This window comes from Clostridia bacterium, assembly GCA_019683875.1.
Lineage (GTDB): Bacteria > Bacillota > Sulfobacillia > RBS10-35 > Bu92 > Bu92.
Window position 1 is genome coordinate 20883 of record JADGHN010000002.1, and the last position, 14666, is coordinate 35548.

The following is a 14666-nucleotide window of genomic DNA, read 5'->3' on the forward strand; positions in this document are numbered from 1 at the left end:
TCTAGGCCTCACGCTAGCGCGGTCCCGCCGCGGGCACCATGCGCCTTCCGTCGGAGGCGCCCGGGACTTTCGTCCCTCTCCCGCCGCGGGCGCGCGCCGGGCCTGGGCCGAGGGGGCGGCGCGGCGGTGGTATACTGCGGTACGGGGCGATCGGGCTGGAGACCGTCTACCTGGACAACGCCGCATCCACCCGCGCGTTAGAGAGCGTGGCGGACGCCGTGCGCCACGCGCTGCTGCACGCGTATGGAAATCCCTCATCGCTGCACGCCATGGGGCTGGAGGCCGAGCGGCTCGTCGAAGCCACGAGGGCGGATCTGGCCCGCGTGCTGGGCGTGGCGCCGAACGAGCTCGTCTTCACTTCCGGAGGCACGGAGGCGAACAACCTCGCCCTGAAGGGGGCGGCGCGGGCGCGCGCTCGCCGCGGCCGCCACCTGCTGGTCTCGCCGATCGAACACGACTCCGTCCTGAACGCGGTGGAAGCCCTGAGGGCCGAAGGATTCGAGGTCGACTTCCTGCCGGTCGACGGGCAGGGGTACGTGGACCCGGAGGGACTTCGGGCCCGCATCCGGCCGGACACCGTTCTTGTATCCGTGGGTGCCGTCAACAACGAGATCGGGACGGTGCAACCGATCGCGGCGATCGGGCAGGTCCTTGCGAGTTTCGGCGAGGACCGGCCGCTGCTGCACACGGACGCGGTGCAGGCGCTCGGCAAGGTGCCGCTCGGCGAGGTGGTCCGCCACGCCGATCTCGCCTCCTTCAGCGCGCACAAGATCCACGGGCCCAAAGGCGTGGGCGCCCTGTACGTGAGGCGCGGCGTGAGGCTCGTGCCGCTCGCGCAGGGGGGCGGCCAGGAACGCGACCTGCGTCCCGGCACGGAGAACGTGCCCGGCATCGCGGGCTTTGGCGCGGCTCTCCGGGAGCTGGATGGCCTCGTCGAAGCCTGGCCGCGCATGCGCGAGCTCAAGGCCCGCCTCTGGAACGCGTTGCGCGCGAGCCTCCCCGGGATCGAGATCGTTCGCAACGGCCCGGAGCTTGCGGAAGCGGCGCCGCACATCCTTAACGTCTCCTTCCCCGGTCTCCGGGGCGAGGTCGTCGTCCACGCGCTGGAGGAGCACGGCGTGTTCGCCTCGACGGGGTCGGCCTGCACCTCGCGCGATCCCCGCCCCAGCCATGTGCTGAAGGCGATCGGCTGCAGCGACGCGGTCGCCCAGGGAGCCGTGCGCCTGAGCCTATCCCGCTTCACCACCGACGAGGACGTCGAACGGGCCGTGCAGGCCTTTGCGGCCACGGTGCCCAACCTATTGAAGTTCGCGCGCGTCCGCGGCCGGAGCGGCGGACGTTGACGCGGAAGGGGGACGGGCGATGAACGCCACCGCCCAGCCGGGCGGCACGATGCTCGTGCGCTACGGCGAGATCAGCCTCAAGGGCGCGAACCGGCAAACGTTCGAACACGCGCTGAGACGACGCCTGTCGGAGGCCATCGAGCGCGCCGCCGGCGCGGACGCGCCCGTGCGCGTGCGGCTCGCGCACGGGCGGATCTACGTGGACTACGACGAGCAGGAGGACGACGTGCGGGAGCGGCTGCTGTTCGCGCTCACGCGCACGTTCGGCGTGGTGTCCGTGAGCCCGGCCCGGCGCGTGCCGCTGGACTGGGGGGCGCTCGTCGAGGCGGCGGAGGCGCTGGGCCGGCGGGCGAAGTCCGGCGGCGCCCGCACGTTCAAGGTCGAGGCCCGCCGCGCGAACAAGTCGTTTCCCAAGACATCGCCGGAGATCGCCCGGGAACTGGGCGCCGCCCTGGCCGCGCGCCTCGACTGGCCCGTCGACGTGCGCCGGCCGGACGCCGTCGTGCAAGTGGAAGTCCGCGAGTGGGCGTACGTCTACGCGGAGACCTACCCCGGGCCCGGAGGCCTGCCGCTGGGCACCGGCGGCAGGGGCATGCTGCTGCTGTCCGGGGGCATCGACAGCCCGGTGGCGGGATGGCTCCTCGCGAAGCGCGGCCTGGAACCTGTCGCCGTGTACTTTCACAGCCCGCCGTACACCGGGGAGAAGGCGCTGGAGAAAGTGAGGGACCTGTGCCGGGCGCTCGCCGTCTGGTGCGGCCCCCTGGAACTCTACACGGTGCCGTTCACCGAGATCTCGCAGCAGATCTACGAGCGCGCCCCGGACCCGCTCGGCACCGTACTCATGCGCCGGTTCATGGTGCGCATCGCCCAGCGCCTGGGCGATCAGGTGGGGGCGGGCGCGCTCATCACGGGGGAGAGCCTCGGCCAGGTCGCAAGCCAGACCATTGAGAGCATCGCCGCCATCGCGGACGTGGCCGACCGTCCCATCCTGCGCCCGCTCGTGGGCCTCGACAAGGCGGAGATCGTCGAGCTGGCCCGGCGCATCGGCACGTACGAGATCAGCGTGCGGCCGTTCCCCGACTGCTGCAGCGTGTTCGTCCCGCGCAACCCGGCCACGCGGCCGCGAATCGACGACTGCCGGCGCGCGGAGGAGCGCCTCGACGTCGAGGCGCTGGTCGCCGAGGCGGTGGCCCGGACGGCGCGGGAGCGGCTCGGCCCGGCACCGGCCGGGCGGATGGGACAGGAGACGGCGTCGCCGGCGCGGTAGAAGGTCCGTGGAAGCGTTGAGGAGGCGACCATTTTGCCGTACCAAGGATTGCGGATCATCGACAGCCACGCTCACTTTCCGGTGGCCCGGCCGCGGCCGGGCGCTCCTGCCCAGGAGACCCATCCCGCGATCGCCGCGTACAATCGGGAGCGCATGGCGCGCATGCGAAAGGTGTGGAACTTCCCGGACCCGCAGCCGCCAGCGGCCACGGACGAGGAGATCCGCGCGTACGCCGACGCCTATGTGGCGGACCTCGACCGGTGGGGCGTGGAACGCATCATCTGGGTGACCGGCGGCGGCAACGAGGAACTCGCGCGCATCGTGCGGCTGCACCCGGACCGCTTCATCGGCCTGAGCCACGAGCCCATCTACGAGGACGGCGCGCTGGAGCGGCTGCAGGAGGCCGTCGAAGTCCACGGATTGCGCGGCTTGAAGATGTTCGGTCCCCGCATGCCGATCCCGTTCGAGGACCCGCGGCTGCGCCCGATCTGGCAGTACCTCGCCGACCGGCGCCTCCCGGTCCTCTGTCACTTCGGCACGCTCGGCCACGGCGGGGGCGTCGTGTACCACCCGCGGATGAGCCCCCTCACGCTGGAGCCGGTCGCGCGGGAGTTCCTCGACATCCCGTTCATCATCCCGCACTTCGGTTGCAGTTACATGTGGGACCTTTTGCAGCTGTGCTGGGCGCTGCCCAACATCTACGTCGACACGTCCGGATCCAACCAGTGGATGGACTGGATGCCGTACCCGATGGACGTGAAGACGGCCCTGCGCAAGTTCTACGAGCTCATCGGCCCTGACCGCATTCTCTTCGGCACGGACTCCTCCTGGCGGCCTCGCGGCTTCGTGCACCAGTACCTCGAGCTTCAGGTGCGGGCCGCAAGGGAGTTGCGGCTTCCTGAAGAAGACATCCAGAAGATCTTCGCCGGGAACGCCGCGCGGCTGTACCGCATCGACGGCTGAAGCCGCTCCCGGCCAGGGAAGGAGAGCGCCCCGTGACCCGAGCGGACGTGCCCATGCCCCAGCTTCTGCAAAAGGAGGCCAGCCCTGAGCTCGCCGAGGCCGTGCGCCAGGAATGGCCGCAGGCGCTGGGCGATCTCATCCGGCTGGTGCGCCAGCCTTCCGTCGCGGCCCAGTCGTTCGGGATGGAGGAGTGCGCCCAGCTGACGGCCGCGCTGTTCAGGGAAGCCGGAGCCGACACGGTCGAGATCTGGCGCCTCCCGGACGCCGCGCCGGCCGTGTTCGCGGAGTTCGGCGGGGCGTCGGACCGCACGCTGCTCTTCTACAACCACTACGACGTGCAGCCGGCTGAGCCGCTCGAGCTTTGGTCCACGCCGCCCTGGGAAGGCGCCATCCGGGACGGCAAGCTCATCGCCCGCGGCGTCTCGGACGACAAGGGCCCGCTCATGGCGCGCATCGCCGCCATCCGCGCCGTGCGCCGGCTGCGCGGCGAGCTACCCTGCCGCGTCAAGTTCCTCGTGGAAGGCGAGGAGGAGATCGGCAGCGTCCACTTCGACGCCTATGTCGAGAAGCACAAGGGCCGCCTGCGGGCCGACGCCTGCATCTGGGAGTTCGGCGGCGTCGACCAGGAAGGCCATCCCGAGCTCACCCTGGGGCTCAAGGGGCTGTGCTACGTGGAAATGGAGGCGCGCGGCGCGAACCGGGACCAGCACTCGTCGATCGGCGCGATCGTCCCCAACCCGGCGTGGCGTCTCGTGTGGGCGCTGAACGCGATCAAGGGCCCCGATGGCCGGGTGCGCATCCCGGGGTTCTACGACGGCATCCAGCCGCCCACGGAGGCCGAGCGCGCCGCCGTCCGGCGCGTGCCGTGGAACCCCGAGCGCCTGCGGCAGAACCTGGGCATCGCGTCCTTCACCGTCGAAGGGGACGACGCCGCGCGCGAGGCGCTTCTCTTCGGCCCGACTTGCACCATCTGCGGCCTGGACAGCGGCTACCAGGGGCCCGGCCCGAAGACGGTGCTGCCTGCGGTGGCCCGCGCGAAGGTGGACTTCCGCCTCGTGCCGGGCCAGGACCCGCACGATGTCTTCCAGAAGCTCCGGAAGTTCCTCGACGAGCACGGTTTCGAGGACATCCGTCTCACGCTCCTCAGCGCCGAACGGGCGTACCGCACGCCGGTCGACGACCCCTTCGTCCGCCTCGTGGCCGAGACGGCGGAGAAGGCGTACGGCAAGCCGGCGCGCGTCCACGTCACGAGCGCCGGCAGCGGGCCCATGTACCCCCTCGGGCACGCGCTGGGCATTCCCATGGTGAGCGCGGGCTGCGGGTACTGGGACAGCCGCGCGCACGCGCCGGACGAGAACATCCGGCTCAGCGACTACGCGCAGGGCATCTACCACATGGCGCTCCTGCTGCAGGAGTTCGCCCGGTCCTAGACGTCTAGGCGCCGCCCCGGCGCGCATATGTTGAGGCGTACCGGGGAGGGATCGCATGGCTTCGCTTCGAGAGCTGGCGAGGGCGCTGCACGATGCGGAAGCGCCGCTCTGGACCCAATACGAAACCCTGGCGGGCGCCGCCGCGACGGACGTGGAGCGGGAGCTCGTCAAGCACCTGGTGGAATCGCAGCGCTTCCAACTGTCGTTTCTGGAGCTGATGACGACGCCGTTGCCCAGCCGGTTCCAGTGCTTCGCCAAGGTGACGGACGACCAGGTCAAGTTGCGGCAGGGTCCCGGCGCGGGCCATCCGCTGATCGGCCAGCTGAAGTACGGAACGCCCTGTCTCATCATCGACTTCAGCGGCTACTGGGCCAACGTCCAGCTGCCCGACGGGACGCGCGGCTGGGTGTTCAAGGACTACGTCGCCTGCGAGCGGGGCGGGAGCACGGCCCAGGAGACGCCCGCGTGGCAGGTGTTGACGCAGCCCGTGAAACGCTGAGTTTCCCCGCTTTCGAGCGGGTACAATGGTGCGAGAATGGACCGGGAGGAACCGTGTTTGGGTCCTGCATCGCACCCTGAGAATCCGGCTCCGCCCGCCGGAGGAGCCTCCGTGCCCGGAGTCCCGCCCGTGGACTCGCCCCCTGGACGCGCGCACCGCGGACCGCAGCGCGACTCCCTGGGTCGCGGCGCGCGCTGGCTGGCGTTCGGGTTGGCGTGCGCGCTCCTGGGCGGCGCCGGCGGGGTCTGGGTCACGCTCGCCATCTGGCCCGGCGCGGCGGCGCTCGGCCGCGGCCCGCAACCGGTGCCCCTCATCTCGAACGCGGGCTTCGACGACGCGCCGGCCGTCGCCGTCGCAAGAGAAGTGGGGCCGGCCGTCGTCGGCGTCATCAGCCAGGAACGCCAGTCGTCGTTCTGGGGCTCGGCGGTGGCCACCAGCATCGGCACCGGCGTCACCTTTGACCGCCGGGGCTACATCGTCACGAACGACCACGTCATCGCCGGCGGCAATTTCTTTCAGGTGGAGCTGCCCGACGGGCAGCGCGTCCCCGCGAGCGTCGTCGGCACCGACCCGCAGACGGACCTCGCCGTGTTGAAGATCGTCCCGCGCGAATCGCTTCGCGTCGCCGTGTTCGGCGATTCGGACAAGGTGCAGGTCGGCCAGCCCGTCATCGCCATCGGCAACCCGCTCGGCCTCGACTACCAGCGGTCGGTCACCGCCGGCGTCGTGAGCGGCATCCGGCCGGCGCTGTACGGCTACACCGGGGACGAGGACGTCGCGTTCGACCCCACCCGCCAGAGGGTGACCCAGCTCATCCAGACCGATGCGGCGATCAACCAGGGCAACAGCGGCGGGCCGCTCGTGGACGTCTCCGGCCGCGTGATCGGCATCAACACGCTGAAGGGGCCGGCCTCCAGCACCGTCGAGGGCATCGGCTTCGCGATCCCGTCGAACATCGTCAAGCGCGTGGTGGACGACCTCGTCCGGTACGGCAGCGTGCGGCGCGCGTACCTGGGCGTCTCGTTCCCCTTCGTGGGGCGCGACCCGCTGACGGGCGATCCGGAGATCTCGCTTCGCGTCACCGACGTCGTCCGCGGCGGACCCGCGGACGTCGCTGGCATCCGCGTGGGCGACCGCGTCGTCGCCTTTGATGGCCAGCCCGTCAACGACTACATCCACCTGCTGGGGATGCTGGAGATGCACCATCCCGGCGACGTCGTGGAGGTCGCCCTGCAGCGCAACGGCGCGCAGCGGACGGTGCGCGTGCGCCTCGCGGAGATGAGCCGGGAGGGAACCCCTTGACGACCCGACAGCGCATCCTCGCCGCCGCGGCGGAGGTCTTCGCGGCGGAAGGGTACTTCCGCGCGACCATGGACGACATCGCCCGGCGCGCCGGCCTTTCGAAGGGCGCCCTGTACTTCCACTTTCCTTCGAAGGAAGAGCTGTTCCTGTCCTTGATGGACCACATGGCGCAGCTTTTGTGGGACGCCGTGGGCGAAGCGCTCGGCTCCGCGCGCGGGGCTTCGGCCCGCATCGCCGCGGCGCTTCGCGCTGCGCTGGGCGTCTTCGAGCGGCACCCGGAGCTGACGCGCGTGACCGTCGTGCAGGGGGCCACGGCCGGGGACACGGCGTTGGCCCGCCAACAGGCGCTGCGCGACGCCTTCGAGGACGTGATCGCCCGCTACGTGGAGGAACTTGTGGCGGACGGCGACGCCCCGCCGCAGGACGCGCGGCTCACCGCGCTCGCGCTCTTCGGCTCCGTGTGGGCGGTCGTGTCGGAGTGGGCCACGCGGCCCGCGCCGCGGCCGCTGGCCGCGATGGCGGACGGCATCATCACGTACAACCTGCGGGGCATCGGCGTCCGGCTGGGTCAGGATTGAGCCATGGGACCGCTTGTGCTTGTCGTCGACGACGACGACCACATCCGCGAGCTCGTCCGGCTGGCGCTTGAGAAGCGCGGCTTCCGCGTGGAACAGGCCGCGGACGGCGCGGAGGCGCTCGACCGTTTCGCCGTCCTGTCGCCCGACCTCGTCATCCTCGACCTCATGCTGCCAAAGATCAACGGTTGGGACGTCTGCCGCCGCATTCGCGAGCAGTCGCGCGTCCCCATCCTCATGCTGACGGCGCGCGGCGAGGAGGACGACGAGATCCGGGGTCTGGAGCTGGGCGCCGACGACTACGTCACCAAACCGTTCAGCCCGCGGCAGCTGGCGGCCCGGGTGCAGGCGCTCCTTCGCCGCGTGGGAACGGAGACGGGCGTCACGTTGCGGTACCCGGGGCTCGTCATCGACACGGCGGCTTACCGCGTGCAGGTCGACGGCGCGGACGTGCAGCTGGCGCCGCGGGAGTTCGAACTCCTGGCTTTCATGGCGCGCCATCCCGGCCAGGTCTTCACCCGCGACCAGCTCCTCGACCGGGTCTGGGGCTGGGACTACGAAGGCGACGCCCGCACGGTGGACGAGCACGTCAAGCGGCTCCGCCAAAAGACGGCCGGGCGGCAGAACCACCGTTTCATCGAGACCGTGTGGGGCGTGGGCTACCGGTTTTCGCCGGAAGGGCGAGAGCCGTGAAGTGGTGGCCAAGCCGCCTCTACGGCCGCCTGTTGCTCTCGTACCTCGCCGCCTGCGTGCTGACGCTGCTCGTGGCGTCGCTGGCGCTCACGTACTTCTACCAATCCTACCTCATCAGCTCGGAGCAGCAGGAGCTTCTGCGCGACGGCCGCAACATCGCCCGGCTCGTCCAGGTCTCGCTCTTGAGCGGAAGCTCGCCCGAGTCGCTCAGCAGCATGCTTGAGGTGGTCGGGCCGTTCGTGCCGTCGCAGCCGATCGTCATCAACCGCGTCGGCGTCGTGCTGGCGGCGACGCCCGCAGGCAAGGACCTTGTGGGCGTCCGCCTCACGCGCGACGCCGTGGAGCAGGTGCTGCGCGGCCGCACCGTGATGGGCTGGGGGCAGAGCTTCGGCCTGTCGACGCCGTCCATCGCCGTCGCCGTGCCGGTGACGGTCGGGCGCGAGACGCTGGGCGCCGTGATCCTTCACCGGCCGCTCGTGGACATCCAGGCGACGGTGCGCGACGCCCGGCGTCGCCTCATCTGGGCCCTCGCGATCGCGCTCGCGATCTCGGCCGCGCTGGCGGCGGCCTTCTCGCGAAGCGTCGGGCGGCCGCTCGAACGCATGGCGCAGGCGGCCGGGAGGCTGGCGCAGGGGGATCTCGACGAGCGGGTCGCCGTGGAGGGGCCGGAGGAACTTCAGCAGCTGGCCCGCGCCTTCAACCACGCGGCGGAGGCGATCGGCCGCACGTTCGAGGAACAGCGCCGGCTGGAGCGCATGCGGCGGGAGTTCGTCGCGAACGTCTCGCACGAGTTCCGCGCGCCCCTTGCCTCGCTGGCAGGCTTCATCGAACTGCTCGAAGACGGGACGATTCCCCCGGACCAGGCCGCCCGGTATCTGGAGCTGATGCGCCAGGACACGGAGCGGCTGTCCCGCCTCGTCGCCGACCTCCTCGACCTTTCGCGCCTCGACGCCGGCAAGGTCACGATCCGGCCGGAGTTCGTCTCCGCCGTCGACGCGGCCCGCCGCGCGGTGCTCGGCGTGGAACCCCGCGCGACGTCCCTCGGCGTGACGGTCGAGGTCGCTGCCGAGGGCTCCCCGACCGTGTACGCCGACCCGGAACGACTGCAGCAGATCCTCACGAATCTCCTCGACAACGCCGTGGACCACACGGACGACGGCGGCCGCGTCGAGCTTCGCGTGCGCGGCGACGCGGACTGGGTGCGCTTCGAGGTGATCGACACGGGAGAGGGCATCCCGGAGGAGGAGCTGGACCTCATTTGGGAGCGCTTCCACCGCGTGGACCGATCCCGCGTGCGCTCCAAACGGCAGCGCGGCGGGACGGGCCTGGGGCTGTCCATCGTCCGGCAGCTCGTCGAGCTGCACGGCGGCCAGGTCGGCGTGGAGAGCCGGCTGGGGGAGGGCTCCCGCTTCTGGTTCACCCTGCCGTCCTCGCCGGCATCCCTGCCCGCCTCGGTGTAAACAATGCGCCCCCGCCTCACGAAAACGGGGTAGGGAGGCGCAGCCATGTCATCGCTGGGACCCCAGTTGGGCATCAGCGGCATCGCCACGGGAATCGACACCTCGTCGCTCATCGACAAGATCATCGCCTTTGAAAGCCAGCCCCTGAACCTGCTCAACAGCCAGATCAATGCCCTGAAGCAGCAGGAGAACGCGTGGAACCCGCTGCGCGGCCTGTTCCAGGCGCTCCACGACGCGGCGGACGCGCTGACCGGGGACACGGCGTGGGATCCCCAGCAGGTCGCCGTTTCGGATGCCGCGGTCCTCGACGCGACCGCAGGCGACGGCGCCACCGCAGGGACCTACACCATCCAGGCCGACCAGGCGTACCTGGCGCAACAGGGCATCACCGACCCGATGGCTCGCGCGGAGCAGGACGTGTCCACGACCGCCTCGATCACCGACCCGAACGCGGCCCTCGGCTACACCGGCACGTTCACGCTGAACGGGACGACGTTCACGCTGAACGGCTCCGAGGGGCTGAACCAGATCGCGGCGATCATCAACGACCAGACGGCGACGACGCACGTGAAGGCCAGCGTGCTGCAGGTCTACGACGCGACCACCGGGACGACGCACATGGCGCTGCAACTGCTGTCGACGAAGACGGGCGCGGCGAACGCCATCACCTACGGTGACCAGACGTCGTCGACGACCGGCGGCGTTTCCCTGTTCGTCGATCTCGGCATCCTCGCCTCGACGACGGACACCCGCGCGCAGGCCTCCGCCGTGAAGCAGCGCGCGCAGGACGCGCACTTCGTGATCAACGGCGTCGCCATGGTCTCCGATTCGAACACGATCACCGGCGCCATCCCCGGCGTCACGATCACGTTGAAGAACCTCAAGCAGAACGACCAGGTGACGCTCACGCTCACGCCGGACGAATCCGCGGTGGAACGCAACGTCCAGAAGTTCGTCGACGCGTTCAACAACCTCGTGAAGACGATCCGGACGGACACCAAGTACGACCCGCAGACGAAGCAGGGCGGCCCGCTGCTCGGCAACATGGACCTGCTGCTCGGCCAGAGCCGGCTGAGCGACGACGTCCAGGCGTGGGTGAGCGCGGCCGGCACGTTCCAGACGCTGGCGCAGATCGGGATCACGCAGTCGGTCGACGGCACGCTGCAGTTGGATACGGCCAAGTTCCGCGACGCCTGGAACCAGGATCCCGCGTCGGTGAAAGCCCTCTTCGCCACCGCAGGCACCGGCGTGGCCGCGAGGATCGTCGACGACACGGACGCGTGGCTGAAGACGGGCGGCATCCTGGACGCGGCCGCGAAGTCCTGGGACGGCCGCATCAAGGCGCTGCAGGACCGTGCCGACTCGATGCGGGAGTTCCTGCAGCGGCGGGAGCAGATGCTGCGCGACCAGTTCAACCGGATGGAGGAGGCCATCAGCCGCTTGCAGAGCCAGGCCCAGTCGCTGGGCATGGCGCTCAGCGCGCTGTTCATGCAGCAGTCGGGTCAGTCGAACGGCTGACCCCGCTCCGTCGGAAGGAGGGAACGATGTGGCCATTCGACCGCCGTCCGGTCCCGCATGGGATCCCGCGCCGGACGTTGCGGCCGGCCCCGCAGGCGGCTCGCCTTCCCGAGAGGTCGGAGCGGTGGCCGCGGCAAGGGAGGCGTTGGCGCAGCATCTGGCGCACCTGCCGGTGATCGTCGGCGTGAGTTACGACCCCAACATGGGCCGTCCCGTCATCGTCGTCCGCGAAGTGTCGACGGGGCGCGTCGTCGCCCAGATTCCCCCCGACACGGCGACCGCCCGCCTCCACGACTGGGAACGCGAGGTCCGCAAAGCTCTGGCTGACGGAAAGGATGAGATCCGTGCTTGAGACGTCGATCCAAGCCTATCGGGCAAGCCTCGTTCAGTCGGCGTCCCCCGTCGCGTTGATCGACATGCTCCTGCGGAGGGCCGTCGCCGAGACCCGCGCGGGCGTCGCCGACCTGGAGGCCGGGCGGCGGGACGCGGCACGGGACCGGCTCCTGCGCGCGCAGGACGTCGTGCAGGCGCTGCGCGCGGCGCTCAACCGCGAGGCCGCGCCCGACCTGGCGTCGCGGCTCGAAGCCCTGTACGACTTCGCCTACTGGCGGCTGGTGCGCGCCAACATCGACGCGGACGCGGAGGCGGGCCGCGCGGCGCTCGAGGCGCTCGAGCCGATCCGCGACGCCTGGGCGGCGGCCTTCGGCCCGGCGGCGCGGGCGGGCGACGCCGGCATGGCGGTCCATGGCTGAGTCCCTGGCGCGGCGCTGGTTGGCGGTGGAGGAGGAACTCGCCCGCTGCCTGGAACGGCGCGATCTGGCCGGCGCGGCGGCGCTCGTCGACCACCTGAGCGTCTTGCAGGTGGAGCTTGAAGCCCTGTCACCCGGCGCTGACGCGGAGGCGGCACGCCTGTGGACGGCCGTCAAGGCCGCTCACGAGGCGAACGTCGCCCGGTTTCGCGCGTGGCAGGGGGAGGTCGCCGCCGAGCTGGACCGGGCCGCCGCGGCGCGCGAGGCGCTGGCGGCGCCGCCGGGTGAGGGCCGGTGGCTCGACCGCTCCGGCTGAGGGCGCTCACGACCGGAGCACGGTCTTGTCCGCCGGGGCTCTTGGACGCTCGAAGCGCGCCCGTTTGACGCGGCTCGGGCGCGACCGCCCTCCTTCGCCCGTTTCGGGCGGCAACATCTTCTCCTTGTCGATCCAAAGGAGGCTCATGACCAGGGCGACGGCCGACAGTGCGGCGGCGCCGAGGAACGTGACGCTCCTTCCCCAGTCGACGACCACGCTGAACACGGGCGGCCCGGCGGCGGCGCCGACGAAGCGCACCGTGCCGTAGAGGGAGGTGACGGTGCCGCGCTGGGCGCTGCCGGTGGCGCTCGTGATCATCGTGTTCAGGGCGGGCAGGATGAGGCCGTTGCCGAGCCCCATGAGCGCGATCGACGCCGTCAGAAGGTAGAGATCGCGGAAGAAGACGTACATGCCCACGAACGCCAAGGCGACGAGACCGAGGCCCACGGCCACGACGACCTTCGCCCACCGTGCGAGGTGCCGCTGCAGTACGGTGCCGGACACGTATGACGTCGCGGCCATGACCGCCACCGGTATGGCGATGACGAGCCCCTTCACGAACCCGACGATCCCGTAGGGCTGCTCGAGGAGGTCCGAATAGTCGCTCAGCACCCCGAAGAGGAAGAAGATGGCCAGGGAGCCGGCGAGGAAGGCCACGGACAGGGACACGCCCTTGGACGACCACGTGTCCTTGAGATTCTGAAGGTTTTGCCGCAGCGGTTGGCGGGCGCGCTCGCCGCGCGGCGGTTCCTCGACCCAGAACCAGACGGCCAGTGCCGCCAGCCAGGCGAGGACAGGGTACACGAAGAAGGCGGCGTACCACACGATCAGCGCGGCCGCGGCGCCGATGATCGGGCTCAGCACCTTGCCCAGGCCGTTCGACGCTTCGAGCGCCCCGAGCGCCTTCGTTCGCTGCCGGCCCCGGATCAGGTCGCCGACGAGCGCCATCGCGACCTGATACAGGCCGCCGCCGCCGATGCCCTGCAGCACGCGGCCCGCCAGGATCCAGGGGTACGGATGGGCCGAGACGAGCGGCGCGACGCCTCCGATGCCGCCGCCCAGTCCGAACAGGAACAGCGCAGGCACGATGATCGCCTTGCGGCCCCAGCGATCCGAGAGGTAGCCCCCGACCGGGATGACGAGCGCCGCGGCGATGGAAAACGCGGTGATGAGCAGGCCGATGCGGAACAGGCTCACGTTCAGCGCTCGCTGCATCGCCGGGAGCACCGGAATGAGCATGGAATTCGAGAGGACCATCACAAAGGGAACGGACGCGATCGCCACGAAGGACAGGACGGACAGGCGCTTCAAGACGGGACTCCTCTCCGCGCTTGCAACGGTAGTAACATGAGCGCGATGGCGAGCCGCTATGCGCCGAGAAGGATCAGGGGACGGGCCATGACCGCGCGACGCGCCTTCGGACTTTTGGCGGCGACGCTGGCGCTGATCGGCGCGTTTCTCCTGTTGCGAAGCCCGGCCCTCCTCGTCACGCACGTGCAGGTGAGCGGCCTCTCGGAGCTGACCGCGGAGCAGGTCGTGTCCGAGGCGGCCATCCGGCATCAGGTGCCGCTTTGGAAGATCCGGGCCGGCGACGTCGCCGCGCGCCTGCTTGAAGACCCGATGATCGCGTCCGTGCGCGTCGTCAAGCGCTGGCCGGACACGTTGAAGATCGAGATCGTGGAGCGCCAGCCGGTGGCGGAAGTGATCCTGCCGTCCGGACAGGTGGCGGAGGTGGACGCGTCGGGCGCCGTGATGCGCGTGGGGCGAGGGGTCGACGCCCGGCTGCCGCTGGTCACGGGTGCGCGCGAGGACCTGCGCCCGCGCGCCATCGTCCAGTCGGCGGGCCTCTCCAGGGCCGTCCAAGTCGCCGCCGCCGCGCGCTCGTTCCCGGAGATCGACGTCGCGGAGATCCACATCGAGGCCGACACCTCGATCGTCCTCTACCTGGCGGACCGCACGCCGGTGCAACTCGGCCTTGTCCCCGACGCCAAGCGGCAGCTGTCGGTCCTCTCCGGCCTTCTGAGCGCGATGAAGCAGCAGGGCACGCAGGCGCTCTACATCAGCGTCGTGGACCCGGATGAACCCGTCGTGCGGCCGGTCGATCCACAGGACGACCTCCCGCCCCCTCCCGCCGTCGACGGCGGATGAGCGGCAGCGCGCCGGCGCAGAAGGGATCGGGAGCGGGTGCGCGGAACAAGGCCACGTCTCGCATTGGGGGGCGAACTGTGCAGGACGTGAATGGAACCCCGTGGGTCGCCGCCGTGGACCTGGGCACGACGAAGACGCTGGCCCTGGTGGCGGAGCGGCACCGTTCGGGCGTCCGGCTCGCCGGCCACGGACAAGCCACGACCCGCGGCCTGCGCAAGGGGCAGGCGACGGACGCGGAGACCGTCGCCCGGAGCATCCGGCTGGCCGTGGAACGCGCCTGCGCGGGTGTGGCGGCGGCGCCGCCCGTATGGCTGGGCGTCGCCGGAGCGGACGTCCATGCGGAGGTCGCCGAGGTCGCCGTTCCGCTCCCCGAGGGACGGGTGCGCCGGGAGGACGTCCGGGC

16 protein-coding genes are annotated in these 14666 nt (G+C 70.8%); 15 read left to right on the plus strand and 1 reads right to left on the minus strand.

The features are described 5' to 3' along the window. The first annotated feature begins 38 nt into the window (after nucleotides 1-38). The 13 genes from IRZ18_00355 (at nucleotide 39) to IRZ18_00415 (ending at nucleotide 12115) form a co-directional block, all read left to right on the plus strand. Complete coding sequence (locus IRZ18_00355) at nucleotides 39-1343, plus strand: cysteine desulfurase (protein ID MBX5475563.1); 1305 nt, start codon at nucleotides 39-41, stop codon at nucleotides 1341-1343. 19 nt (nucleotides 1344-1362) lie between these two features. After that, complete coding sequence (thiI, locus tag IRZ18_00360) at nucleotides 1363-2610, plus strand: tRNA 4-thiouridine(8) synthase ThiI (GenBank protein ID MBX5475564.1); 1248 nt, start codon at nucleotides 1363-1365, stop codon at nucleotides 2608-2610. A 30-nt stretch (nucleotides 2611-2640) separates the two neighbouring features. Further along, a complete protein-coding gene (locus tag IRZ18_00365) occupies nucleotides 2641-3573 on the plus strand; it encodes an amidohydrolase (GenBank protein ID MBX5475565.1) in 933 nt (310 codons plus the stop codon). A 53-nt stretch (nucleotides 3574-3626) separates the two neighbouring features. Next, the gene (locus tag IRZ18_00370) at nucleotides 3627-5003 is read left to right on the plus strand and encodes a M20/M25/M40 family metallo-hydrolase (protein ID MBX5475566.1); all 1377 of its coding nucleotides are present in this window, start codon (nucleotides 3627-3629) and stop codon (nucleotides 5001-5003) included. A 55-nt stretch (nucleotides 5004-5058) separates the two neighbouring features. Next, entirely contained in the window at nucleotides 5059-5502 is a 444-nt protein-coding gene (locus tag IRZ18_00375; protein MBX5475567.1) for an SH3 domain-containing protein, read from the plus strand. Nucleotides 5503-5613: 111 nt separating this feature from the next. Then, entirely contained in the window at nucleotides 5614-6804 is a 1191-nt protein-coding gene (locus IRZ18_00380) for a trypsin-like peptidase domain-containing protein (protein MBX5475568.1), read from the plus strand. Beyond that, nucleotides 6801-7382, plus strand: a complete 582-nt coding sequence (locus IRZ18_00385) for a TetR/AcrR family transcriptional regulator (GenBank protein MBX5475569.1) — start codon at nucleotides 6801-6803, stop codon at nucleotides 7380-7382. Before IRZ18_00380 ends, IRZ18_00385 begins: the two co-directional genes overlap by 4 nt. Before the next feature lie 3 nt (nucleotides 7383-7385). Beyond that, entirely contained in the window at nucleotides 7386-8072 is a 687-nt protein-coding gene (locus IRZ18_00390) for a response regulator transcription factor (protein MBX5475570.1), read from the plus strand. Next, nucleotides 8069-9532 carry a HAMP domain-containing histidine kinase gene (locus IRZ18_00395; GenBank protein MBX5475571.1) on the plus strand — a complete coding sequence of 488 codons (1464 nt, stop codon included), beginning with the start codon at nucleotides 8069-8071 and terminating at the stop codon, nucleotides 9530-9532. Before IRZ18_00390 ends, IRZ18_00395 begins: the two co-directional genes overlap by 4 nt. A 45-nt stretch (nucleotides 9533-9577) precedes the next feature. Beyond that, nucleotides 9578-11050, plus strand: coding sequence for a flagellar filament capping protein FliD (gene fliD, locus IRZ18_00400; GenBank protein MBX5475572.1), 1473 nt, complete (start codon nucleotides 9578-9580; stop codon nucleotides 11048-11050). 28 nt (nucleotides 11051-11078) lie between these two features. After that, a complete protein-coding gene (locus tag IRZ18_00405; GenBank protein ID MBX5475573.1) occupies nucleotides 11079-11402 on the plus strand; it encodes a hypothetical protein in 324 nt (107 codons plus the stop codon). After that, the gene (gene fliS / locus IRZ18_00410) at nucleotides 11395-11802 is read left to right on the plus strand and encodes a flagellar export chaperone FliS (protein ID MBX5475574.1); all 408 of its coding nucleotides are present in this window, start codon (nucleotides 11395-11397) and stop codon (nucleotides 11800-11802) included. Before IRZ18_00405 ends, fliS begins: the two co-directional genes overlap by 8 nt. After that, nucleotides 11795-12115 carry a hypothetical protein gene (locus IRZ18_00415; protein MBX5475575.1) on the plus strand — a complete coding sequence of 107 codons (321 nt, stop codon included), beginning with the start codon at nucleotides 11795-11797 and terminating at the stop codon, nucleotides 12113-12115. The genes fliS and IRZ18_00415 overlap by 8 nt, the downstream gene beginning before the upstream one ends. Before the next feature lie 6 nt (nucleotides 12116-12121). Here the strand turns inward: IRZ18_00415 and IRZ18_00420 are convergent, their stop codons facing one another. Continuing rightward, complete coding sequence (locus IRZ18_00420; protein MBX5475576.1) at nucleotides 12122-13372, minus strand: MFS transporter; 1251 nt, start codon at nucleotides 13370-13372, stop codon at nucleotides 12122-12124. 141 nt (nucleotides 13373-13513) lie between these two features. On the opposite strand from IRZ18_00420, the gene IRZ18_00425 reads away from it, so the two are divergent. Next, nucleotides 13514-14263 carry an FtsQ-type POTRA domain-containing protein gene (locus IRZ18_00425; protein MBX5475577.1) on the plus strand — a complete coding sequence of 250 codons (750 nt, stop codon included), beginning with the start codon at nucleotides 13514-13516 and terminating at the stop codon, nucleotides 14261-14263. A 77-nt stretch (nucleotides 14264-14340) separates the two neighbouring features. Then, nucleotides 14341-14666 (plus strand): hypothetical protein (locus IRZ18_00430; GenBank protein MBX5475578.1); only part of this gene is annotated, 326 nt, incomplete at its 3' end.

Coding starts and splice junctions, on each gene's coding strand:
- fliD (MBX5475572.1), top strand. CDS start 9,578: ATGTCATCGCTGGGACCCCAGTTGGGCATCAGCGGCATCGCCACGGGA.
- IRZ18_00355 (MBX5475563.1), top strand. CDS start 39: ATGCGCCTTCCGTCGGAGGCGCCCGGGACTTTCGTCCCTCTCCCGCCG.
- IRZ18_00375 (MBX5475567.1), top strand. CDS start 5,059: ATGGCTTCGCTTCGAGAGCTGGCGAGGGCGCTGCACGATGCGGAAGCG.
- thiI (MBX5475564.1), top strand. CDS start 1,363: ATGAACGCCACCGCCCAGCCGGGCGGCACGATGCTCGTGCGCTACGGC.
- IRZ18_00425 (MBX5475577.1), top strand. CDS start 13,514: ATGACCGCGCGACGCGCCTTCGGACTTTTGGCGGCGACGCTGGCGCTG.
- IRZ18_00415 (MBX5475575.1), top strand. CDS start 11,795: ATGGCTGAGTCCCTGGCGCGGCGCTGGTTGGCGGTGGAGGAGGAACTC.
- IRZ18_00420 (MBX5475576.1), bottom strand. CDS start 13,372: ATGGTCCTCTCGAATTCCATGCTCATTCCGGTGCTCCCGGCGATGCAG.
- IRZ18_00370 (MBX5475566.1), top strand. CDS start 3,627: ATGCCCCAGCTTCTGCAAAAGGAGGCCAGCCCTGAGCTCGCCGAGGCC.
- IRZ18_00390 (MBX5475570.1), top strand. CDS start 7,386: ATGGGACCGCTTGTGCTTGTCGTCGACGACGACGACCACATCCGCGAG.